Annotated in this window: 18 protein-coding genes and 1 pseudogene; 3 read left to right on the top strand and 16 right to left on the bottom strand. The window is 36.2% G+C overall.

Annotated features, from left to right (window positions below; all coding sequences use genetic code 11):
- Window positions 1-10: 10 nt before the first annotated feature.
- The 4 genes from ATZ35_RS06230 to ATZ35_RS06215 all read right to left on the bottom strand — a co-directional run bounded on the left by ATZ35_RS06230 (window position 11) and on the right by ATZ35_RS06215 (window position 6,183).
- Window positions 11-2,416 (bottom strand): MucBP domain-containing protein, encoded by a 2,406-nt coding sequence (locus ATZ35_RS06230; protein ID WP_208929974.1) that lies wholly within the window; start codon window positions 2,414-2,416, stop codon window positions 11-13.
- Window positions 2,417-2,705: 289 nt separating this feature from the next.
- Complete coding sequence (locus ATZ35_RS06225) at window positions 2,706-4,211, bottom strand: helix-turn-helix domain-containing protein (RefSeq protein WP_208929973.1); 1,506 nt, start codon at window positions 4,209-4,211, stop codon at window positions 2,706-2,708.
- Window positions 4,212-4,405: 194 nt separating this feature from the next.
- On the bottom strand, window positions 4,406-5,203 hold the full coding sequence (locus ATZ35_RS06220) for a TIGR00282 family metallophosphoesterase (RefSeq protein ID WP_010762281.1): 798 nt from the start codon (window positions 5,201-5,203) through the stop codon (window positions 4,406-4,408).
- A 77-nt stretch (window positions 5,204-5,280) separates the two neighbouring features.
- Window positions 5,281-6,183 carry a helix-turn-helix domain-containing protein gene (locus ATZ35_RS06215; protein ID WP_208929972.1) on the bottom strand — a complete coding sequence of 301 codons (903 nt, stop codon included), beginning with the start codon at window positions 6,181-6,183 and terminating at the stop codon, window positions 5,281-5,283.
- 468 nt (window positions 6,184-6,651) lie between these two features.
- Between ATZ35_RS06215 and ATZ35_RS06210 the strand changes: the two genes are divergently transcribed.
- Window positions 6,652-6,849: a helix-turn-helix transcriptional regulator gene (locus ATZ35_RS06210; RefSeq protein ID WP_208929971.1), complete on the top strand. Its 198-nt coding sequence runs from the start codon at window positions 6,652-6,654 to the stop codon at window positions 6,847-6,849.
- Window positions 6,850-6,918: 69 nt separating this feature from the next.
- On the opposite strand, the gene ATZ35_RS06205 is transcribed toward ATZ35_RS06210, so the two are convergent.
- Genes ATZ35_RS06205 through ATZ35_RS06190 form a run of 4 tightly spaced genes read right to left on the bottom strand, consistent with a single transcriptional unit; the run spans window position 6,919 to window position 10,157 of the window.
- Window positions 6,919-8,244: a glycoside hydrolase family 1 protein gene (locus ATZ35_RS06205; RefSeq protein ID WP_208929970.1), complete on the bottom strand. Its 1,326-nt coding sequence runs from the start codon at window positions 8,242-8,244 to the stop codon at window positions 6,919-6,921.
- A 4-nt stretch (window positions 8,245-8,248) separates the two neighbouring features.
- Window positions 8,249-8,572, bottom strand: coding sequence for a PTS sugar transporter subunit IIA (locus tag ATZ35_RS06200; protein ID WP_208929969.1), 324 nt, complete (start codon window positions 8,570-8,572; stop codon window positions 8,249-8,251).
- 1 nt (window position 8,573) lies between these two features.
- Window positions 8,574-9,815, bottom strand: a complete 1,242-nt coding sequence (locus ATZ35_RS06195) for a PTS sugar transporter subunit IIC (RefSeq protein ID WP_208929968.1) — start codon at window positions 9,813-9,815, stop codon at window positions 8,574-8,576.
- Window positions 9,816-9,839: 24 nt separating this feature from the next.
- Window positions 9,840-10,157, bottom strand: a complete 318-nt coding sequence (locus ATZ35_RS06190) for a PTS sugar transporter subunit IIB (protein WP_208929967.1) — start codon at window positions 10,155-10,157, stop codon at window positions 9,840-9,842.
- A 190-nt stretch (window positions 10,158-10,347) separates the two neighbouring features.
- Between ATZ35_RS06190 and ATZ35_RS06185 the strand changes: the two genes are divergently transcribed.
- Complete coding sequence (locus ATZ35_RS06185) at window positions 10,348-12,237, top strand: BglG family transcription antiterminator (protein WP_208929966.1); 1,890 nt, start codon at window positions 10,348-10,350, stop codon at window positions 12,235-12,237.
- Between the two features lie 64 nt (window positions 12,238-12,301).
- Here ATZ35_RS06185 and ATZ35_RS06180 read toward each other — a convergent pair.
- The 8 genes and pseudogenes from ATZ35_RS06180 to ATZ35_RS06145 form a co-directional block, all read right to left on the bottom strand.
- Window positions 12,302-12,439: pseudogene (locus tag ATZ35_RS06180) on the bottom strand (protein adenylyltransferase Fic); the annotation flags it as partial.
- Window positions 12,440-12,542: 103 nt separating this feature from the next.
- Window positions 12,543-16,325: a SpaA isopeptide-forming pilin-related protein gene (locus ATZ35_RS06175; RefSeq protein ID WP_208929965.1), complete on the bottom strand. Its 3,783-nt coding sequence runs from the start codon at window positions 16,323-16,325 to the stop codon at window positions 12,543-12,545.
- Between the two features lie 118 nt (window positions 16,326-16,443).
- On the bottom strand, window positions 16,444-16,956 hold the full coding sequence (locus ATZ35_RS06170) for a hypothetical protein (RefSeq protein ID WP_208929964.1): 513 nt from the start codon (window positions 16,954-16,956) through the stop codon (window positions 16,444-16,446).
- Window positions 16,957-16,999: 43 nt separating this feature from the next.
- Complete coding sequence (locus tag ATZ35_RS06165) at window positions 17,000-18,163, bottom strand: WxLIP family cell surface protein (protein WP_208929963.1); 1,164 nt, start codon at window positions 18,161-18,163, stop codon at window positions 17,000-17,002.
- A gap of 72 nt (window positions 18,164-18,235) precedes the next feature.
- Window positions 18,236-19,054 (bottom strand): WxL domain-containing protein, encoded by an 819-nt coding sequence (locus ATZ35_RS06160; RefSeq protein WP_208929962.1) that lies wholly within the window; start codon window positions 19,052-19,054, stop codon window positions 18,236-18,238.
- Between the two features lie 58 nt (window positions 19,055-19,112).
- Window positions 19,113-19,961: a WxL domain-containing protein gene (locus ATZ35_RS06155; protein ID WP_208929961.1), complete on the bottom strand. Its 849-nt coding sequence runs from the start codon at window positions 19,959-19,961 to the stop codon at window positions 19,113-19,115.
- On the bottom strand, window positions 19,958-20,251 hold the full coding sequence (locus ATZ35_RS06150; RefSeq protein ID WP_208929960.1) for an EF2685/EF0750 family sortase-dependent surface protein: 294 nt from the start codon (window positions 20,249-20,251) through the stop codon (window positions 19,958-19,960). Before ATZ35_RS06150 ends, ATZ35_RS06155 begins: the two co-directional genes overlap by 4 nt.
- 126 nt (window positions 20,252-20,377) lie before the next feature.
- Window positions 20,378-21,058, bottom strand: a complete 681-nt coding sequence (locus ATZ35_RS06145) for a winged helix-turn-helix transcriptional regulator (RefSeq protein ID WP_208929959.1) — start codon at window positions 21,056-21,058, stop codon at window positions 20,378-20,380.
- 378 nt (window positions 21,059-21,436) lie between these two features.
- On the opposite strand from ATZ35_RS06145, the gene ATZ35_RS06140 reads away from it, so the two are divergent.
- The gene (locus ATZ35_RS06140; protein WP_208929958.1) at window positions 21,437-23,365 is read left to right on the top strand and encodes a MucBP domain-containing protein; all 1,929 of its coding nucleotides are present in this window, start codon (window positions 21,437-21,439) and stop codon (window positions 23,363-23,365) included.
- Window positions 23,366-23,399 lie beyond the last annotated feature (34 nt).

The raw sequence follows: 23,399 nt of genomic DNA, 5'->3' as shown, positions 1-23,399 counted from the left end.
TTTGCACCTTTCACTCATTCGATACAACGTCATATAATTCCCAGCTGATTTCACCTGAGTATTGCTCTGCTAAAGCCTCTCCAGCATTTACAACAACGTTCAACCCATCATCCGAAGTTGCCCAATCGTGGGTTACATTATAATCATCATGAGTCGTTGTTACCGCTGATTCGATGATAGCCGATGAATTTACTCGAAGTGGAACTGAATGGCCATTTTTGACATAAAACAAGGCATCATTCAATACATGCTTGCTCTTATTGGCTGTCAACGGTTGATTGAGCGTTGCCCGCAATTGCCAATTAGAACCTAAGGACCGCGTATCCTTTACAACAATATCTTGATCCTTTGACTCAATTTTATATTCTTCCTTTTTATTAGATAACGGGTGTGTCCCAAAACTAATCTGTGTCGGAACCGTTGAAAATGCCAATTGACCATGGTACGTGTAATTCACCGTCTGTTCTTCGGCTGAAAAAATTCCAGATTCATTTTCTGGCACTGATGTTAGCGTATAACCTGAAATTGTTTTAGCATTAGCCAAATAGGGTTGACCGATTTTTCCCGTTAAAGTTTCTGTTGGGGCAATCTTTTCCCCATCTTCGTTTAAATAATTTACGTTAACAGGTTCTCCTTGAATAAAATCTACTTTTAGCAAAGCTTCGTTACTGGCCTTCACTTCATCATTGACCGTTGTAACGGATGTATTCGGAATTTGGATTTGATCCACTGTAGGGTCCGTTAGCACTTGCTCGGTTAGCTTCAGGTCACCATTTAATTCAAACGTGTACGTTTTTCCATAGAATGATTCAGCTGTTAAACTTTCTGGTTTTGCTTCTACGGTTAATTCATTGTTTGCATTTTGGTGAATAGTAAAATAATCAGCAGCATCCTTCCCAGTTTCATCTTTGATTGCTACATCTTCTTTAGCAACTGCCAGCGTTTTAGCCAACGGATCAGTGATTTTCAAATTCTGGATCGGAAAACGTGAAGAATATACTGGTATTTTTTGAGTGATCGTATATAATAGTCTCTTTTCATGCCCGGTATAATCAAACTCTGCTCCGATTTTATTCGGCACCTCAATCTCTTCACCGCCTGTGATATCACCTAATCCTGGAAAATCATCATAGTCAAACATAGCACTACTTTCTTCTAGACTGATGGGCATATTTGTATGAATATCATAACCAGAAATCACGCTGCCCAGCACTCGTCCTTGGGTATCGTCTAGTGTCACCGAAGTTCTCGGTGCTAAAACAGTCCCAATAAATAATGAGGCGTTACTTCTAAACTGAATCTCATTTTCTTCATCATTAAAATTATGCACAAGATGGGTTGCTGTTTTGTACGTTTTATCCTTTAACTCATCAGAAATTGTATGGCTATCAGATTTTATTAAAGGAACAGCTTTATCTGCATATTTCCCTTCAAAAAAGACCCCTTGATTTCCTGCAAATTGATATTCTTCCTCCCCTGGCAAACTAGGATAAGCGGTCGCATGGAAAAATGTACTCCCACTGAAGTTAAAGGATGGAAAGTGTTTATAATTAATAAATACATACGGTGGCAACATCGTATCTGGATCATAGTTTGTATAATTGATTGATATATCCTGAGCATTTTTAAAATGTTCAATTTGACCATCTACATCGATAATGACTACTGCTTGGTCGGTTACGTTTTTTTTCAATGCAATATTGATCTGGATCGAAGATTGTCCCCCCCAATCGTTAGGGTTTACTACTTTTTTCTCTGTATTGATTTCCGCTGCTTGAACTGCTGAATTATATACTGCTGTTTGATCGCTATCTGTCAATGCTGCATAATAATCACTGACCACTTGGATATTTCCAGTCACTTGGGAGAAATCAGCAATACCATTATCTACAAAAGAAGGAAACGAAGTCAGCGAGTCATTGTAGCGTCGTTTGGAAAAATTGTCCTTTAATCCTGGGTAATATTGCAGCGCATCACTCAATTCTTTCTCTGTCGGTAAATTCCCTAAGTAGTAATGCAGATCTGTACCATCCTGATAGTTGAAGCTTGTTGCATTAGCGTACCAACGTATAATATCACTGCCGGTAATTGTTTCAGAAACTACTGCAGGATCGATTTCATCTAACGCTAACTGGCGCGTCGCATCTTGATAGTTTTGAAAACCACCTTTTGATAAACCAGAGGAACCAGTTGATGTTATATTTTTTGCTAAGAACTGACCAACCAATTGTTTTTCCTGCAATTGATCGGTATTAAAATACAACGTACCACCAGCAGTCAAGTTCGTTTTTGTTGAAACACCCAGCGGATAGTTAGGAGGGGGTAATATTTCCTCAGCAAAAACCTGGTCCATTGAACCTGTACTATGTAAAAGACAGAAAAACAAAACGAGTAAACCAAACATATGCTTTTTCATCGGGCGTCTCCTATCTGCTTATTTTATTCAAGCTTGTGATAAATAACTCTTCACTACTATGAAATAATACAATTTTTTTCAGAAAAAAATTGTATATTTCTGAAACAATCTGTTTCAGATTTAAAAAAACAACAGTTCTTTATCTGGAAAAACCAATGGAGACACACATAAAAAGGCTGAAACAAAACATAAAATCGTTTTGCCTCAGCCTTTAAAAACATAGAATTACGTGATAATTTAGTGATAAACAAGAGATTCTCTTAGATTGCACGATTCCTTTTGCCGTTCGTCAACCTAAAAAAATCGTTTTATAAAAAATATCATTGATCGCATCGATCATTTTCCCCCACTGTTCTGGATTCAATTGCTCATCAAAATAGAAATATTCCGCATCAGAATTAGCTGCTTCATAAGAGTCAGAGATAACTAGATCTGCCTGCAACACATCATTCGTAAAAAGGATTCGGTCCTTATTATAAACATCTAAAATAATTTTTTTGATACCATCTGCTAAAATCAAATTATTATTGAATATGACACAGATCGACATGCTTCCAGCCTTTTTATTTAAATAAATACCTGAATAAATCGTCAAGGAAAGAATCGACAGAACACCTTTCAATGACTTCTTACTTATTTTAGAATAAAATTCCTGCTGTTCAATAATCTTAGTGATCTTTTGAAAGATTTCTACATTTGCTTCATCATAGTCGATCATTGAATGAAATGAGAGTTCATTTTTGTAGTAGCCAGAGATATCAATGTTGATATGTTTGATGTAGATCAATAAAATAAGTAGATAAAAATAGAAGTTTATATAGCCTTCTTCCGTATATTCTAAGTCAAATTCCTTTTGTACCTCAGTCATCAGCTTCGTTGTATAGGTGGCAATTTCTAAGGATGATTGCTGATAGTGTTGAACGATTTGCTTTTTTGTTTCTAATGAGTCTAAATTGTAAACAAGTCCTCGAGTCGCATACAACAGCAACGCTCGTTCTTTCTGATATAACGCATTTGGTACCCGTTGTTTTAACAATGGTAGAAGTTCGGTATCTTTCGTATCAAAGTAGACCGTATCTGCTAGAAAGCTATCTGAAAGCTCGATATAATTTTTTTGCCAGAGTACTCTTTTTAGTGTAATCAACTGAATAAACCGTAATTTTGCCCGTTGCGATTCTGAAAGTGACGCCATATGATCAAAATATTCTTCCAGCTCCTGGGCATCCCACCAAGATTCAGGATAATGTTTATTATCATATTCTGTCGATTTGAACACCGACCAATAGGAATAAAAAGCAAACAAACGAATCCCAACTTCATTACCTGTTAACGGACTTGCAAGTGGTTCAAATGAAATCGTACCACCAAACGGAACTAACATTTCTTTAAGTGCTCGTACTTGTTTATAGACGGACGAACTACTCATATGTAAATCAAGTGCCATTGCTTCAACTGAGCTATAGTGATTTTTTAATAGCGCATCTAAAATGAAAAAAACGCCACTTTTTTGAACGTAATATAAATGAATATAATCAATCAAATACCCAATACTATAAGATTCTGCTGTTTGGACCTGATAGTTTCCAGTCTGAGTATTTTGGATCAAATGTACTTTTTCAGTAAATGTCGTTTCGACCTCTTGCGCCAAATCATTCAAGTATCTGCTCAATGTGCTTTTCGTAAGATTATGTTTTTGCATCAACCTATTAAAGCTCAACCCACTTTTTGAGAAAACAATCGATTTAAATAGTTCAAACTTTACCCGCTCTTTTTTTCCCATAAAAGAATTTCGCATAGACGCCTCCTTCTAATCTGCTGTATTGACCATTGTACATGGAATCTGTTCCTATTATAGAACAATTCATGGTTCTCTTGTTCACAAATGCTCACCCTTACTTTCAACAAAAAAAGAATCAGACACTGCTTCTTTTGGTGCTTGAAGCTAGCCGCTGATTCTTTTTCTATTTTATCGTTGAATAGATTCACTATTTATTCTTCAAAGGGTCGATCTTCACTGATTTGGATCGGTTCGATTTTTTTAGCTTGTCCTGTCTGGTCATCGATATCGATCACACAAGCCGATAATAAGCTTCGACCTTCTTCAACGACTTCAAAACGTTTTGGTAATGCTGTCCTGAACTTCTCAATGATTGGTCCACGCTTCATCCCTAAGATACCATCATATGGTCCTGTCATACCAACATCACTCAAATATGCTGTTCCTGCTGGTAAAATCCGTGCATCATTTGTCTGTACATGCGTATGGGTCCCCACAACAGCACTAACTTGTCCATCTAAAAACCAGCCCATTGCTTGCTTTTCACTAGTCGTTTCTCCATGAAAATCAACAAAAATCAGCGGCGTCCGCTTGCGTGCTTCTGCAATCAGCTCTTCTGCTTTACGAAACGGATCATCGATATCTGCCATAAAAACACGAGCTTGCATGTTGATCACCGCAAGTTCAAGCTGATTGACTTTCACAAAAACCATCCCTTGTCCAGGTGTCCCTTCTGGAAAGTTAGCTGGGCGAAGCATTTTTTTAGCATCGCCAATAAATTCAAAGATTTCTTTATTATCCCACGTATGATTGCCTAATGTGACAACATCTACACCATCTTGTAAAAATTTCTTATAAATCTTACCAGTGATTCCGCGACCTGCTGCAGCATTTTCGCCATTAAGAATCGTTACTTGGGGACGATATTTTTTCTTGAGTTTTGGCAAATAAGTGGTGATCGTATCGCGACCTAATGATCCTACGACGTCTCCTATAAATAATATACGCAAAAAACTTCCTCTTCTCTTTTGATTTACTGTTTTTATTATAGAGGTTTTTGGAGTGGAAGGGAAGGTTCATACAATACTTAATTATTTTTCATAAGGATAATTGGTAAATCATTTTTATTCTTAATATTTGGAATATCATTAAGAATAAGCTCAATATCTTTTGTAAGCTGCTCAGCTAAATACATATCCCCGATATCTTTAGCTAAATGTATATATTCTTGGATACGCTGCATATATTGATAATCACCAATTGTTAGATAATCTAACAGATTTTCTAAGTATCTCAAATTTATTCGATAATCTAGATTTTTTCGATCTTTATCTTGTTTTTTAGCTAATTGAACATATTTTCTAGCCAAAGAATACTCTTTTTCATAAATTCTCGATGTAGCTGCATTTATAAGAATATAATACGACGAATCGTCTACCGGTAAATCTTGTTCTTTCTTTGATAAAAAGATTCTTCTAATTAGTATATCAGCTTCTTCTTTCTCAAGAAATCTCATAGCATTTCTAATAATTATATAATCATAGTGTTGGTAGTAAGTTTTAGTTAGCATAAGTTGATAAATTTCTTCTAATTCTTCTGAGGTAACACCGTCTATTTCTTGCCACTTTTGAGCAAAATAACTCTTTATAGCAAAATAATTCGATAACTCTCTTAAATTTTTATTACAATCGGATAATTTAATATAATAGTTAAGCAATTCTTGTCTTTTATTTTCGTCATGCATATTTTGCGCACAGTGTAAAAAGAGCGCTTTGTAATCTTTTTGTTCCTTATCTAATGGAGCCATTGAAAAAACTTCTTCTGGTGAAAGGGATAACTTATCCAATATTTTCTTGAGGTCATTTACTTTGATTTCTTGCTTTCCACTTTCAATTCTTGAATAAACTGAAGGATCTAAATCCGGTAAAATTTCCTTTTGAGTAAATTTTAGTTTTTTTCTAAGATTACTCAATGTTTCATATATTTCCATATTTGCTTCCCTCCCTATTGCAATATTCTCATGAAAAAAACTATTTCTTAAAAAAAAACAACTATTTCATGAGATTAAAACAATTCGGATAATATTATATGTATTATAAAAGAAATATTTGATACTATGTATTAAAGATCATATTATGTTCTTTATAAATAAAGATTAACAGAGATAGGAGGAAAAATAATGTTTTTTGCAGCACTTGCTAGCGCAATCACTCTTTACATCCATGTTATAGGTTAATCCTAAAAAAACTCCTAGCAATCATAAAACTTGGGGAAGTTATTCATGCTAGAAGTCCTCGATAAATGGATGGGTTTCCATCTATCTGTAGTTTACCACTACGTATTAAATATAACACACTAAGGTCAAATTAGTATATATTTTTTTGATCGAAATTTGCTAGTAATTTTTTTATGCGTTTTTTTTTACCATCATAATCAATAAAGAAAGAGGCGATTCACTATGAAAAAACCAATCAAAAATAATTTGCAAGAAATTCGTAATAACCACAACATGACTCAAGAAGAACTTGCCAATCAAGTCGATGTGTCGATTCAAACCATCCAAAGCATTGAAAAAGGAAAATATAAACCTTCTGACTCATTAGCACTTAATATTTCCCATTCACTAAACAAGGAAGTTGCTGAGATTTTTTCTTAGGCCGCTAAAATATAAGCGTTTTTTGCAAACTAAATTGACAGAACATTCAAAAAAAGATCAGATTCTATCCTACCTAGAATCTGATCTCACTTCAAACCGTTTTCTAAAACCACTAGTCGTGCTGATTAGATCAATAAATGACCACGGACAAAAACCAAAAACATCCACGTTATCTTCAGTGATCGCCACTTGAATTTGCTCAAGATGTTTCTTTAAATACTCAATACGATACTCATCATGGACTTGTTGCTCTTCTGTCAACGTATCGATTGCTCCTAACCCATTTTCAGTGATAAGTAGAGGAATTTGATAACGTTGATAGATTCGGTTTAATGTAATTCGTAATCCTTCTGGATCAATTTCCCAATCCCAGTCATTTTTTTCTAAATAAGGGTTAGTACAGCCTTTGTAGATCCCTTCGACAACTTCCTTTTCAGTAGAACCTGCTTCTCCAGATTTATTGATTACTAATTCTCTTCCTCGTTCTAACTCTGTTACATGTTCCACCGTTTTACTATCATAATAATTAAGCCCAAGAAAATCGCATTTCCCCTCCTTAATCAAGGATATATCCCCTTCTTCAATCGTAGGCATACAGTCATGGTTTTTCATATATGCTAACATGGATGGTAGATACTGACCGTTGCAATAGAGCTCTAAAAAGAACGTATTTCGCAGCTCTTCTGCTTTTTCAGCCGCCAAAACATCTTTAGGATCACATGTTTTCGGATAAATTGGTGAAACGCCAAGTGCTGGACCGATTTTTGCATCAGGTAACAGTTTATGACATAACCTTACAGCACTGGCATGCGCCAAGGTCATGATATGATTCATCTCATATTTTTGCTTAAGTAGCGATTGCTCACTTCCTTCTGCAAAGGAGATCAGATAAGGCAGCAAAAACATGTTACTTTGTTCGTTGATTGTTAGCCAGTAATTGACCCGATCACCAAACTGTTCAAACAATACACGACAGTATTCGATAAAGTCTGGAATAATCTTTCTTGAACTAAAACCCCCGTATTCATTTTGTAGAATCACTGGCAAGTCAAAATGATAGATGGTTACAATCGGTTCGATCTCATTTTTGAGTAATTCATCGATCAGCTGATTATAAAAATCTATCCCCGACTGATTGATTTCTCCCCGACCATTCGGTAAAATCCGAGTCCAAGCAATACTAAAACGATAGGCTGTCAATCCTAGCTCTTTCATCAAACGAATATCTTCTTTGAACCGATGATAGTGATCACTGGCAATACTAGTGTCTGCATACTCTGGAGCAATACTTTCATCCACGACAGATAAGGTTTTCCCATCTTCTAAATACGCACCTTCCACTTGATAAGCCGCCGTGGCCGCTCCCCATAAAAAATTTCCTGGAAAAGCAGACATTTGATTAGCCCCCGATCTGACTGATTTTGTAATACAGTTTAAACAATTGTTTAGCAATGTTATACTCGCTTAAAATCGTCATCAGAGTATCTTGTGCATGGGTAAATAATAAGTTGATTTCAACTGGATTTTCCATGCTATACTGTACGACTTTCGTTTGCGCATTATGGGCTAAATTCAATTCTTTCTTCGCCGCTTTTAGCTGTTCTTCCCCTTCAACAAAGTAATCCTCATCCATTTTTTCTAAGGCTTCTTTGATCAAATTGCGACCATTCCCTGCGTGTAAGATCATTTGCATTGCCACTTCATTTATTTCGTCTTGTGTCATCTTAGGCTTCCTCCACTTTCAACAATTCTTCTTTATAAATCTGGTTATCATATACTTTCAAGAATGGGTAATAAATAAATCCTGTCAAAACTAAAGAAACAGCCAACAAAATCAACCCATTTAAATCTCCATTGATCAGCCACGTTTGGATTCCTACTGGCAAATACCATAAGGCAAAAGGCTTTGTCGGAATACTGACCCACCCAAGTTGGAAAGAAAGATACGTGATTGCCGGCACAACGATTCCAGAAATCCACATTGGTACCATCAACATCGGATTAAACACAACAGGTGCGCCGTAAACCAACGGCTCATTGATATTACACAAAGAGGGCACAATTGATGATTTTCCGATAGCTCTTAACCGTTTTGATTTTGTAAATAACATGAACACCGAAAGCATCAAAGTAGATCCTGCTCCCCCGATCCAAACCCAACCTTGTAAAGTTTCATTCGTTAAAATCAACGATGGATCAACACCACGTGCTAAGTCAGCCGCATTTTGTCCGACTGCTTGTAACCCGATTGGTACATATAATGGCTCCAAGACCCAACTACTGATACCAAACGAATAAAGGAAGGCCTGAATAAACATGATCAAAACAAAGCCCCAGAAACTTTGCGACACATTCACTAACGGTGACAAAATCCAATAAATACCATCATACAAATTAATATGGAAGATAAAAATCGCTACCCAACCGATCGCTAAAATCAAAAATGTTGGGGCAATACTGTCAAATCCTTCTACTAAAAACGGTGGCATCATCGTATCTTCTTTAAACAAACTAAATTTAGAGAATCGATCCATTACGAATGCGACAAATAATCCCCCAACAATTGCTGCAAACATTCCGCCTGAACCTAATTTAGCAAACTCAATGATAATATCTCCATCGTCATTAAAAGTTGGAAAAACCAACATCAAGAAAAAGGCGATCCCGATCATTCCAGCTTGTTTCTTTAATTTATGTTTCTTCTTTTTCTCCAAAAGCAGATACGGAATAAAAAAAGCTACAAACACTGATGCTAATCCAAAACTAAAACTGCTAATTGGCGAAATATCTGGAAAATTTGGAATATATTCTTCAAAAATGGCAAAAATCGTTACCAGTGAGCCGACCAAAATCATCGGCATCACTGTAGTCATCGCTTCTTGGATCGCACCGATCCAAGGATTTTTCGTGATTTTATTTGCTTTTGGAGCAAAGACATTCGTCATCCAATCAATAATCTTTTTCATTTTTCTCCCACCTATTTGTTTAATCTAGTCTTTCAGCAAAGATAATGCAAAAGCCAACGTCCCTCCGCCATCCAATGCTCCGTAATATTCATCCGGAATAAAGTCATATGGAATCTCATCAAATTCATCCATGGTTTCCTTTAATTCAGCTTCCATATAACGTAAATGTGGCCCAAACAATACCACGTCTTTGTCCTCAATATAATCTTCGATTTCAGAGTCGCCAACGGCTTCTACCGTTACAATTAACCCTTGAGCTTTCGCACTTTTTTTCATGCTTTGTGCTAAAAAACCACTTGATGCTCCGCCACCACATACTAATAAAATATTTTTCTTTGTCATCTTGATTTCCTCCTTTTACTTTACACTCAAATTATCGCTATTTTTAACCTTGATAGCAAACCACTTTTTTGCACTGGTAACCGCTTACGGTGCAACTAGCTGATTTGTAGCTTTTAATCAATGACTATATAATGAAGCCAACAATAATTGAAACGTAAGTCTAGCAAAAAAAGACTATGGGGGAAACGTAATGAAAAAGCTATCTGAAGAACACTTAATCAAATATCTCCAAATAAATGGTCTCACTTCCTCTAGTCAACTAGCCCAAGTCTTTGCTGTTTCAAGCAGAACGATCAAGAACTACGTTAAAAAAATCAATGAACAAGTTACTGGTAAAATCATTCTAGCAACCGCTAAAGGCTACTATATAGAGCAAAGTGACTCACCCACTGCTTTTTCAAAAGAAATCAGTAGAGAAAAAGTCTTAATAGAAAAATTAGTTTACCTTTTAACACCAATCAATAAATATGATTTAGCTGAGGAACTTTTTATCAGCTTATCTACACTTGAGCGAACGATTAGTAAAGCCAACAAAGAACTAAGTAAGTTTCACTTAAAAATTCTCAATCAAGGAAATGCTATTCATCTTGCCGGTGCCGAAGAAAAGAAACGGGCTTGGATCAGAGAACAATTTTATCACGAAACAAGTGCAGAATTTTTACATTTGGCAACAATTCAAGCCGCTTTTTATGGCTATGATCTGGATGAACTAAAAGCAACAATCACACAAATTCTGAAAGCGAATAACTTGTATATCAATGGTTACACCTTAAACAGCATCATTTTACACATAGTAGTTGCAATGGAACGAATCTACGACAGCAATCAAAGTATCGATACAGATTCCGATAAAATCGATGAGCGGCTAGCTGCTGAACATCGCTCAGCCATCGCCATTGCCGCCTATATCCAGCATACTTATGGGATTCAGCTAAAGGAAAGCGAAATCTCTTACATGACGATTTTGCTAAAGAGTAAAACAACGTTACTCAATTATGCCGAAATCAAAGAAGACCTCAAAGATTACATTGCCGATGAAAGCATTCAATTATCCAATCGAATTTTACAAAAGATCAATAAAGAATTTTTATTGTCGTTGGATGATGAGGACTTTTTTATCAAATTTTCGTTGCATCTCCAAAACTTGTTAAGTCGCAATCGAGAAAAACAAGTTGCTTTAAATCCAATGACAAAAGAAATCAAAGAGAATTATCCTTTAGTTTATGATCTCGCTGTTTTTGTTTCCAATGAATTAGAAGAGTATTTAGGTTCAAAAATTGCCGAGGATGAAATCACTTATTTAGCTTTTCATATCGGTGCTTACTTTGAGCATGCAAAAATCAATCAAAGCAAGCTTTTTGCTACCTTGATCTGTCCTAGTTATTACGATATGCATGTCGATCTTTCTGAAAAAATTTTAGCTGCTTTTAACTATGAGCTAGATATCAAAAAGGTCATTACCGAGGTGGATGCTCCGATTTCTAACCTAAATCAAGACCTGATCATTTCCACGATTACACTGCCTGATGAGGTAACGTATGTAAAAATCACGCCTTTTTTCAATGACAAAGATAAGGAGAGCATCACACAAACTATCAAGAAGATCAATTTAGGCAAACAACAGCAAAAAATGAAAAAAATAATCGAACAGTATTTTTCTAAAGAACTCTTTGAAAAAAATCAGCATTATGATACTAAATATCAGCTGATCCAGCATATGTCTACTCATTTAACTGAGTTAAATCGTGTAGATTCAACTTTTGAAGAAGAGATTCTTAGACGGGAAGACATGTCGTCTACGAGTTTCGGTAATGGTTTAGCAATGCCTCATTCGATGGAGATGAATGCATTGAAAACCTCATTGTATTTTGTGATCAATGAAGAACCCATGCTTTGGGATCAGGAATATGTCCAAATCGTGGTAATGATCGCGATGAATCAGTCGGAGCGAAAGGAATTTCGGAAAATTTTTAACTTGATTATTGAATCGTTGGATAATAAGGAAACGATCGATGCGCTGTTACAAGCCGATTCTTATGAGGAATTTGTGAGTTGTTTGGTGGATTCGTTTCGATTTTAACTATTAAAAACTTCCTGAAAAAACACTCAATCTGAACGTGTTTTTTTCAGGAAGGCTTTTTTTATTATAGATCTTCTGTAATATATTCAGTATAGCCTTCATAGTAATAAATAATATCGATCCCCTTCATATAGACTTCTCGATCATCCACTGCAGCAGTCAACGCATTTTTGATCAAATAACGTATTTCCAAATCATTTACTGAAACTGCTTAATTCTCTAGCAAACATATATAAAAATAACCTAAGATTCACTTACTAAATCTTAGGCTACCTCTTATTGATATTTACTTTCAACTAAGTGATTCAGGGTTCTTGAATGATTTCCCAAGTAACTTCCCCTGTATATTCATCAGCCAATGTTCCTTTAGCTGGAACTTCCAGTTTAAAGCCTTGGTTTTCACTTTCTGCTGTATCTAAAATGAAATTGAAATCTTTTTTTCCTTTATCGTTAGCATCTTGTTTATTATTCACTAGTTCCCCACCCGATCCGTTTAAAACAATATCGGTTCCGCCATTTCGGTAAATCAAACGGGCATCTTTCAAGACCTTGTTTTCTTGTGTCGTAAATTCTTTCGATAGAAAAGCATTCAAGCGAATGTTGCCTCGTGTTTTCCCTTGTTTCGTTGTGGAAGATGTAGTGATTTGTCGACTGTCTCTAAAGGCAACCTCAAAATCATCTGAATTAGCATAAGAAAGTACCTGTGTAAACGGTGATACGAATCCTGTTTCAAAATTTAACAGCTCTGGCACCTTCAATGAAATCAGCCCTTCGTATTTATAGTAGACTACTTCACTATCATAAGGAATCGTCAGCGCTTCTTCTGATCCGCTCATTTTTCCTTTATCAAAGGTTAAAAAGCGATAATCTAGGTTTTCTAGCGCTAACGCATCAAGTTGATCTGTGATTGCTTTTTGCTCTTTTAAATTAACGATAGTACCGTTACCGCCTTTGATTGTTATCGGATCAATCGTTTCTATATCCGTTCCATCTTGGTAGGTAAAATGAACGTTGATTTTCCCTTCTTTAACGTAGGGAATCGTCAGTTTGTTTTCACCTGTTGGCGTCAAAGTGATTTCCTTACCTGGATCTTTATACTCCTGATTAGACACATAGCCCTCTGGCGGACTGATTTCTTTCAAGGTATAGTTTGTAACGACATATTCTTTTAGAAGAATCTGACCGTTTGCATTTGATGTTAGCGTATCTTTTACCTTTCCATCTTTATCGATGATCTCGTATGTTGCACCAGCTAACGGTTTATTGGTCACAGAATCGATCATATTAATCGTCATATCTTTTAAAATCAGATTTCCGCCGCCACCTGCCCCAGAATTATCGATATCAAATTTTCCCGACCAATTAGCGCTGAAATAACTTTGTTTTGTGGTAGAGCCGCGATAGTCAGTAAACGGATGACTTGAATTTCCTCCTGTGTAGCTTTTCGAGCCACTTGTGGTGAAATTGAAATTCAATTTTACAATCAAGCCATTTTTCAGCTGATCATCATTGATGGTGACAGTCCACACTGAATAACCACCACCACTCACTGAAATAGTTGAGGCTGGTAAAGGATTTCCGTCTACATCTGTCACTTCTCTTAAGCTGGAAAGTTCTCTCGAATCGTTTGCAGGGATAATATTGGCAAGATCGATTTTTGTCCCTTTAATCAATGCAAAACCGTTGTTTTTATTGACTGTCAAGGTTCCTTCAGCAATATTAGCATATGTCTCACTTGTTTTTAGTGTAAAACTTTTTGCTAAATTGTTAGTAAAATAAAGTTTGGTAGACGTTGTATTGACTGGGTCAAAGCTATCATTTGTTTGACTGATCTTTGCATAATCACCCGCAGCATTATAATAATTATTTTTGCCTAAAGTAAAACTAACGATGATTGCTTGCGTTAATTTTTTGTTTTTCACGCGAATTTGATTCTCTTCGATACTTATTTCAGGATATTCTTCACTGTCAGAAGTGATTTCTTCATCTGGCAGTAAATTAGTATAATTTGTTGTAGAAAATTGTTTGACCTTGTTTACTGTAAACTTTTTATCTAAAACCGAAACATCCATACTTTTATAATTGATAACGACCTCATTATTCGTAAGATCAGCTCCTGATGGATTTATCAGTAATTTCACTTGGTTCACAGGTTGTTCTTTGATTTTTTCAGCCAGACTATACATGCCATTTTTTCCTAGTACAAATGGTGAATTCGTAAAAAGATAACTTGGTATATAAGCGTATCCATCCGTTGGAAATTCTTTTTCTGTAGAAGAAGCAAATGCCAGTTTTGGGGTGATGGTGTTTTTCGCCCGCAATACTTTAGGATCGATTGTCTGAAGATCAACGCCTGTTTCATAAGTGATCGTAAGTTTTTCTTTGGTTTCTTTTAAGAATTTGATTTCAAAAGTGTTGGAGGAATCAATCACTTCATAATCGGTTCCTTCAACTAACTCCTTTTTCACACCATTTCTTCCAAATTCCACAGAGCTGATTTTCAAATTTTTCAAGGTCCCTGCTTTGACACCATCACCAAATGTATCTGTTATTTTCGTGATTTTTTGATAAAGAGAATTGATCGTTGCCGTCCAAGCGATGCTATTTTTTTCCGTGTTGAATGTCCCGCTTTTCACGTTGGCAGCTTGACCTTTAAAGGCTGTCGTCCCGTTTGTTTCGTATCCATTTCCAGAAAGAATATATTTACTATTATACGATGGTGTAACCGTCTCATCTATTCCAGTATAGATATCTAAGCCTAACGTATCTGTCGTATCTTCACCTAAGTAAGTCAGTGTTACCTCACCAAATACATCACTCGTGATTTTCCAGTTACTGATTGCTTTTTTAGTCCCTTCGACAATGGAGCCATTGGCATTGAATGTGACGTTATATTCTTGAGCTACTTTTGTATCGATTGCCACCAATGCTGGATCCTTATCATTCGTCAGAGTGAATGTATCCCCTTTTTTTAGTTGCTGATTGGTTCCATTGATGTAGATCGGTGTTTTAACGAGACTTTCATTTTCTTTGACATTGGCATCTGCAACAATTGTCCCTAACCCTAAATAACCTAATTCCACGACAAAGAAGTTAACTGAAAATCGGCTGTAACTGATTAAATTATCAGTAGTTGTTCCTAGATAAACAATAAATGTCATCCAAGATGCTACTGTCCCTCTTTTCCCATTAGAGATAGGATTAAAACCAGTGTAGTCAAAATTCATTTCCCCTTCTGAAACTTCTAATGCTTCATGGAATCTCTCTTTAAACTTAATTTGGCTCAACTCATTTGTTTTTTCAATCACATCAAAATCTTCATTGACCTTTAATTCTTTTTTTTCACCTATGCGCGTTCCATCAATCATTGTTTCATACGTATAGAATTTAAATGATGAAAGGTCTTGTGTTGCATTAACATAACCGTCGCTCCAACCACTTGGCATTAATTTTTTTGAGAAACTGACTTGAAGATTATTTTTTGATAAATCTACACGGGCGTAGTTGACGTCCATTGCGCCATAAGCACCGCCACTTGTAGGCATCAATGTTGTTTCATTCTTCTCTTTGTCAAAAGTCTTTCCATAAAGATATTGTGTGCTGGTTTTCTCATATAGATGAAAGATATAATTTGTTGGCGTTTGTGTTTCAAAAGGCATGGTTTGTTTGGAATTTAGTTTGCTATCAAATTTGATACGTGTGACTAAATCCAATTTATATTCTGCAGATTGAACATCCTTTATCATCGTTAAAGCTAATTTTCTTGTTACTGGATCAATGCGATAAGCCGCTGTATCACTTAACTGACCTTCTATGACTTGCGAAAAAGTGAACCCTTCTGGTAATGTTGTTTCAAACGTATCGCCTGTTTTATAATTTTTATTCGTGAATTTAAACGTCATCGTAGCTTTAACTTCCGAATCATTTTTGAGGTAATCTTCTTGCTCTAATACTCGACTTTTTTCACTTGGAACGATGATTTTCACTTCTTGAAAAATATTATCTGTGATTGCTCTGGTTGGTTGTACTTCTTGCGCTTGGAGCTTATTTTTAGAACTTAAAGAAGTGGCGATAAATATACCTATCACTAAACTAACCCCTAAAATAAGCAAAGAGAGAATATACTTTTTTCTTTTCATAAGCCGTGAAATAGAACACTATTTCAACTGTTCACTCCTCTCGTTTCGTCCGATGTTCAACAACACTCTATGTTTTGTTTTCACTTTTGTACGTAAATTCAATCCGTTCAGTAGAAAAGTAACTGCTATTTAGGTACAACTTTTCTTTCTGCTTCGTCCAATGAATATTTTCTAACGTCATATGTACGACTTTATTCAAATTAGAACCTGGCTGAATTTGTTTAATTCCTTTTTTTGTGTACTGCAAGGTAAGCTCTTTTTCAGTTTGATCAGAAACTGTGTATAGATCGGACTTTTTTTCCAATGTATTGATTTCCTCTTTAGAAAAGTTCGCTTTCGCTATTTTAGCGAATAATTGTACTTGTTTCCCATCATATTTATTGACCCCTGCGGCCGTCCATTTTCCTGTAAACACAAGCGTAAACCCTTTTGTTTTTTGGTAATCCGCAATAGCTAATTCCCACATATTCCCTTGGCTCGTTAGCTGCATGGCTTGATCAGTTGATACCCAGTTGCCGCTGATTTTATTGGCGAATGGATAACAGACATACCCTGCAATACCACCACCTACTAAAAGCATGATGAGTGAGATCAGAACAAGGTAGAAGGAAAAAGGCTTTTGCTTATCTTCGTTTATGGTTTCCTGAACTTGGGGAAGATCGTTTATCAATTGTTCGTTGTTTTCGTTTGTCATGTTCTTTTCCTTTTTTTTGCTTTTTTTGACGTGCTCGTCTTGCTTGTTCTTTTCGTTTTTTCTTCTTTTTGGATAAAATGACCAATAGAATAATAAGAACAATAACAAGTAAAATGAAGATTCCCCCGCCAATCAAGATATAGAGCAAATAGTCCTTCTCAAGATCCACTGCTTGTTCATTCAGCTCGTTTGCTTCTTTTGCACTGATGACAAATTCTTGATCGAATTGCCATTCTTGTCCTGTATCTTCTGATTTTGCTTTAACTTTGGCAACATATGTACCTGCTGAAAAAGGTTGATTCTCCCAGCTAATCGGAACATTATAGTTAGTGTTTGGCGCTACTCGATAGCCTTTTACCTTTGTTTCATGCAAAGGCGCGTTGTCTCCTTTTTTACTAACAGCAGCATCATAGGAGACGTTATCGATAATCGTTGCTGTGGGATTTTGCAGATTTACTTTTACTGTATTGCGCCCTGCAACTTGGGAGGCAAAGACTTTTTTGAGTGCTAAATCGGATTTTGGCAGATCGTCTGATTCTCTTAATTGAATCGCTACTGAATACGCAAAATTATTAGAAATGTTGAAGCCTTTTTTTGTTTCTTCGGTTTTCTTTTCTCCTGCATCGGCACTTGTCACACGAATTGCACCAAGAATCAGTCCTTCAAAAGGCTCACTTGGGATATCTAATGTTACTTTCGTAACGGTCGTGCCTTTTGCTGGAATGCTGACCGTTTGTTCTGAGGTTGCAATACTTGATAAAGGATATTTTAAAGAAGAATCTTTGTTGGTTTCATCTTCTGTATAGACAAATGAACCGCCATCTCCTGTATAGGCTGGGTTGATGTTGATATTGACTGTCGCGTCTTTGTCCCCTTGGTTATAGAGTTGAAAAGAGAGTTCCTGTTTTTCTCCCGGGTTCACTTTTAAATCATAATAGCCTGCATCTTTTGTCACTTGATTGTCTGGTAAAATAGCTTTGACGGAAATGGGAATTTCTTCTCCATACGCTGGAGAAAATGGTAGTAGAATCAGCAAAGCTAAACATAAAAAGACTCGTCTGCTCCAGCTCATCGATTGTTTTAGTAGAGTCATACATTTTTCCTTTCTAACAAAATTGGCAAAAAGTTCCTAAAAATGGAACTTTCCACCAATAAAAACTGGGTTTTACGGTCCGACCGTTAACGTCCAATTTAATTTAGCCCCGTAAGCTTTGGCTTGTACACCATCGCTTTGTGGAACATTTAGTTTTACATCCGTATTTTTGTCTGTTAACGCTGGTGAATCTACTTTTCCATAGTTTGATTCGTCGTAATCTTTTTGGAAAACAACTGAACTGATGGTTCCGTTTGTGGTTGTTTGGTCAGTCTTTCCAGCTTTAGATGTTAGTACCGCAATACTGCCAGTTGTATCCACACCTTTGACAGGAACTTGAACAGCACCATCACTTGGGATCGTCAATCCCGTCACAACGTCAGTCACATTTCCCGTTTGAACATTATTGGTCAAGGTTTGGTTGTATAAGTTGACTCTGGATGCTTTCAAGGCGTGTCCCCCAGTTTCTTTAAACAACGCTTCTTGTTCCACTGTCACAGCCCATGCTGTCCCTTGAACACCAGAAACGTCACCGACTTGTACAAAGTGAGGAATCGCGTATTTTGTCGTATCACCTGTTTTTTGATAATGTTCATAAATAGCATCATAATTTTTTGTATCAACACTTGTTTCGTTACTACCAAAATCAAAATCTGGAACATGCATCAATTGAATATTTTCAACGGTTACCCGTTCATTATTGCCATCAACGATATCGATTTTTTCATCTGTACCAGGTTTGATCGTATTGATATCACCAGATTGAGGCACAAATGACGCTTTTCCATCTGTTGTTACTGCTCCTGTTTCGGCAAAAGCTGGCGTTGCTAAACTTAAAATCCCCGCTGTTACTAAGCTTAATCCTAAAATTCTTTTTATAGTTGTTTTCATTTTTTCGCTCCTTGTCTTTGTTGCTGATGAGATGTTTTTTTATTTAATGATTCGAGCTTTACGGTTCTACAGTCAATGTCCACGTTAAATCAGCTGAATAAGCTTTCGCTTGTGATTGGTCACTTGCCGGGACATTTAATTTGACTCCTTCATAGCGAGATGCTGTAGGTGTTTTAGTCGCATCGTAGTCTTCTTCAATATAACTATTTCTAAAAACAGAAGAAGTATATGAGTTCAATGTGAAGCCAGGTGTTTTATTTTCCAACACTACTAATTCATCTTGTGTATCGCTTTTAACAGGAATCGTTGAATACGCGCCAAATTCATCTGTCTCACTTAGTGCAACGCCTGCAACTTTGTCCGCTAAATCTGCGGCTGCATAGGCGGTACTTGTTAACGTATTTCCATAAATTCGAATACGAGAATTGTCTAATTGTTTCGGTGTGCTATCGTTTGTTTTGAATATGTCATCTTGTTGAACGCTTAATTTCCATTTTGTTTCACTATTCCCAGATAAATCCGCGACTTGAACAGAATGAGGCATGTAAAATGTTTCAGCACCTTGTCCTTTCGTTCTTTTTTCAGTTAACGCTTCGTACTCCGTTGTTTTCAACTCTGTTTTATTTGAACCAAATGAAATGTCTGGTAAATGTGTGACATAAACATTATTTGCTTCCGGTAGTGGTTTTGGTTTCGTTGGATCTGTCGGATCTGGATCTGGATCTAATGGATTAGGATCTTTTGGTCCTTCTTCTGGTTTCGATGGATCTGGACGATCCCCAGCAGTAAATTCCGTTTCAGCTTTTGTTTTAGCTGCTGCACTTGTTTCCTCTGCATAAACTCCTGTAGAGCCGTAACTGAATACCAATCCACTCAACAATAAACTTGCAACTAATTTCTTTTTCATTCTTGTTCCTTCTTTCGTGTGTTTTTATTTTTTAAGTAAAACCCTAGATAAATGAAAATCAACAGACAAATCCCGATAATAAGTAAGTACAGGCTTAACTCTTCCCCTGTCTGAGGAAGTATTCCTTTTTTATTTCCAGAAAAAATAGTATCAATAATCGGTTTTTTCGGATGGTCACCTTGAATAAAAGTAATATCTGATTGCGTTTTTCCAGAGGCTTCTGCAGATGTTCCATAAAATGGGACAAATAAGAGCAGTAAACAAATACTAGATTGAATTAGTTTTTTCATAATTGCCTCCCCTCTGCCTTAAATAACGATATTCTTTTCTACTAAGTGATGATTTTGTTTGTCGGAGGATTTGCCTTGGCTATTGACTCGTCAGATTCTATCGCTCACCCCCTCTCCAGGTTTACTTCATTTAGATAAAGTTAGCATGTAGCCTCTTGAGCGAATCGTTTTGATCAACTCGTTTTTCCCATCACTTGCTTGGGCTATTTTTGCTCGGATTTTACAAACAATATTCGCTACTCTGCTTTGCCCATTTTCACTCAATAACTCAATATCTTTACCCAAAAAAGTTTCCGCAAGCATTTCATAGGTGCAGACCTCTTCCTTGTGTTCATAAAGAAGAGCAACCAGATAATATTCTGATTTTGTCAGTGAAATGGTTACATTATTAACATTAAGGCTTAGCTTTAAGGGATCTAATTGCAACATTGACTCTTCTTTCAATTCCATATGCTGCGCCGATTTCATTGTATTTAAGCTGTTGCTAATAGCCAAATCTATTTCTTCAATGGTATAATCTTCAAAAATCCCACAAACACCTAATTGTAAATAAATATTTTTTTCTTCTACTTGTTTTTCAGTGGTGCTTACCCAGATAGGAATCGATCGATACATTTTACCTTTGATGACCCATTCACAAACTTCTACAACACTGAATGTTTGATTTTTACAAATAAGCAAGGCATCTATATCTTGTAAGTCCTTCTCATCGACTACTTTTTTATTTTCTACTAAACATCCAGAGGCTTTATAGGAAATAACTGTTTCACTACTCTTTGTTTCTGCGTTTAGTATCCCAACCCTCATAACATTCCTCTCCTATTCAATATAAAAATCTCAAAAACAAATCATAATTATTTTTATTTTGCTTATTTAATATTCGTCTATATACAAATAAAATACAATCACGCCAAAGAAACTATTTTCCCATTTTTTTGCAAATGTCCGCATTTTTTCCGAACTTACTAAAAAATAAAGAAATTCTTTTCATTATTTTATAGATGTTATTAGTGAAAAAGTGTACTATATTAGTTGATTTCTTTTTCTTATATAAAATATTTTTGATATCAAAAAGTTATCCAGAAAGAATAATCTATAAAAATAGACGATTTTTAAGCAAAAATAAACTTCACAAACAGATTGATTCTTTCACTTTATAACTATATTTATTGAGGAGTATTACTATTGAACAACGCAAAAAAAATTTTCCTACCTTCAATGCTCTGTTTGAGTATTTATGCTTTAGCAAATTTGCCCATCGAAGCGACAGCAATCAACCAAGATGACCCAACGGCAATGGAACACACACCTTCTTCTGAATCAGCTACGTACAATTCTTCTATACACCCATCCAGTCCAGAACTTCCTTTTACAAGAGCTGCATCAGAAATAGTATCCGTTCCTGACAAGGTTCTAAGAGAAACTATTTTAATAAAATTAGGAAAATCAACAGATGATGTACTTACTAAGCAAGATATGGAGAGCCTGACTTCTTTAACGATAACGAATGATACATCTATACAAATCAACAGTTTGGCAGGTCTAGAATATGCCACCAACTTAGGTAGCATCTCTTTAGACAATAACAATGTGGGGGACTTTACCCCTTTGGAACAGTTGACATCGCTCGTTTTTGTCAATTTAAGTGGGAAGTTTTTAACCTCTAGCACTTTTCCAGATCTAAGAAAAAGTACTGGAATTACTCATATCTCAGTAACTTCTAGACAACTAGATAATGAGGTATTATCAAAATTCACTACATTTATGAGTCTTGAACGTCTATATTTGGATAAAAACATGTTTATTACGACACTTGAACCCTTGAAAAATTTACCTAAATTACGTTCCATTTCTGTTCAATTTTGCGGTATTACAGATTTTACTGTAATCAATGATTTTCCCGCGCTGAATGATCTAGCAGCATTTGGGCAAAACACTGGTCTAACAAGTCTTCCAGCGACGATTTCTCGGAACACCTTAGACTATGACGCCACACAGCAAACCGTTTTTATGCCATTTGCTGAAATGCCTAATCGACTCACAAATTTTGATGGCTATGTACCACCATTTACAACATCAACTTCTGCTAGTAATACCGTACTTGAATTCAATGATGCACAATTGCCAGCAGATCGCTTGCAAATCACAGATCTTGGAATCACTGTCTCAGCTGTTACAGAAGAAGATTTTCATAATCTCACTAGTATTACATATAATGCTCGGATAAATAATCCTGTAGGAAGCTATGAGACCCCACCTCATTTTAGTTTCTATGCCATTTCTGCTGGAACGTACTTCCAACAATTTAACGTAATTGACGAGCCTGAAGATGGAGCTCCAGTGACCATTAAATACCAGGATGAAGTGGGGCAGCCTATTAGTGAATCTACTGTCTTAGAAGGAAAAATCGATGCCTCATTCACAGCTGTACCTAAAGACATCAATACTTGGGTATTGAAATCAACAGCTGGGAATACAGAAGGCACCTTCACACAAAATCCACAGGAAATTATTTTTACCTATGAAAGAGCACTTGGTGAACCTGTAATGGTCTACTATACCGATACACAAGGGAAGCCACTTGCTGAACCAGAAACATTGCAAGGACAGCTTGATGCACCTTATACGTCTGTAAGCAAACAAATAACAGGCTGGCAACTAAAAGAACTTCCTAAAAACGCTAGCGGATCGTTTACGAATCAAGCCCAAACAGTCCATTACATGTATAAAAAGATAGAGAAACCCTTAATTCCTTTGACCAATTCACATTCTGCATTCCCCACAGAATATTTTGGTTACGGAACTAACCCTATCATTAGCAGTATTACTCACATCGTTAAGAATCAAGTGGACGTTTCTGAGGCATTAAAAGAGGCTCTAGAGTTGCCAACGTGGTTTCCAAATACACTGGCAACCACTGAAAAAACGAGTGATTCCAAAGAAACGGTGCAACACCAAGCTAAGGAAAAACAAACAGATCATGATGGTAGAGGCTCTGTGACGATTAAGTTTGTTGATGAACAAGGCAATGAACTTACTGCGCCAAGTACTATTACGGGGAAAATCGGAGAATCTTACAGAGTAACAGCCAAAAAAGTTAAAAAAATAAACTAAATACCGGATTAGAAGCAATTCTTTTAACAGTTTT

This window comes from Enterococcus rotai (genome assembly GCF_001465345.1).
Classification (GTDB): domain Bacteria; phylum Bacillota; class Bacilli; order Lactobacillales; family Enterococcaceae; genus Enterococcus_L; species Enterococcus_L rotai.
This window is presented reverse-complemented; position numbering and strand designations above follow the sequence as displayed.

Coding starts and splice junctions, on each gene's coding strand:
- ATZ35_RS06230 (WP_208929974.1), bottom strand. CDS start 2,416: ATGAAAAAGCATATGTTTGGTTTACTCGTTTTGTTTTTCTGTCTTTTA.
- ATZ35_RS06225 (WP_208929973.1), bottom strand. CDS start 4,211: ATGCGAAATTCTTTTATGGGAAAAAAAGAGCGGGTAAAGTTTGAACTA.
- ATZ35_RS06215 (WP_208929972.1), bottom strand. CDS start 6,183: ATGGAAATATATGAAACATTGAGTAATCTTAGAAAAAAACTAAAATTT.
- ATZ35_RS06210 (WP_208929971.1), top strand. CDS start 6,652: ATGAAAAAACCAATCAAAAATAATTTGCAAGAAATTCGTAATAACCAC.
- ATZ35_RS06205 (WP_208929970.1), bottom strand. CDS start 8,244: ATGTCTGCTTTTCCAGGAAATTTTTTATGGGGAGCGGCCACGGCGGCT.
- ATZ35_RS06200 (WP_208929969.1), bottom strand. CDS start 8,572: ATGACACAAGACGAAATAAATGAAGTGGCAATGCAAATGATCTTACAC.
- ATZ35_RS06195 (WP_208929968.1), bottom strand. CDS start 9,815: ATGAAAAAGATTATTGATTGGATGACGAATGTCTTTGCTCCAAAAGCA.
- ATZ35_RS06190 (WP_208929967.1), bottom strand. CDS start 10,157: ATGACAAAGAAAAATATTTTATTAGTATGTGGTGGCGGAGCATCAAGT.
- ATZ35_RS06185 (WP_208929966.1), top strand. CDS start 10,348: ATGAAAAAGCTATCTGAAGAACACTTAATCAAATATCTCCAAATAAAT.
- ATZ35_RS06170 (WP_208929964.1), bottom strand. CDS start 16,956: ATGCTTTTAGTAGGTGGTGGTATTGCAGGGTATGTCTGTTATCCATTC.
- ATZ35_RS06165 (WP_208929963.1), bottom strand. CDS start 18,163: ATGACTCTACTAAAACAATCGATGAGCTGGAGCAGACGAGTCTTTTTA.
- ATZ35_RS06160 (WP_208929962.1), bottom strand. CDS start 19,054: ATGAAAACAACTATAAAAAGAATTTTAGGATTAAGCTTAGTAACAGCG.
- ATZ35_RS06155 (WP_208929961.1), bottom strand. CDS start 19,961: ATGAAAAAGAAATTAGTTGCAAGTTTATTGTTGAGTGGATTGGTATTC.
- ATZ35_RS06150 (WP_208929960.1), bottom strand. CDS start 20,251: ATGAAAAAACTAATTCAATCTAGTATTTGTTTACTGCTCTTATTTGTC.
- ATZ35_RS06145 (WP_208929959.1), bottom strand. CDS start 21,058: ATGAGGGTTGGGATACTAAACGCAGAAACAAAGAGTAGTGAAACAGTT.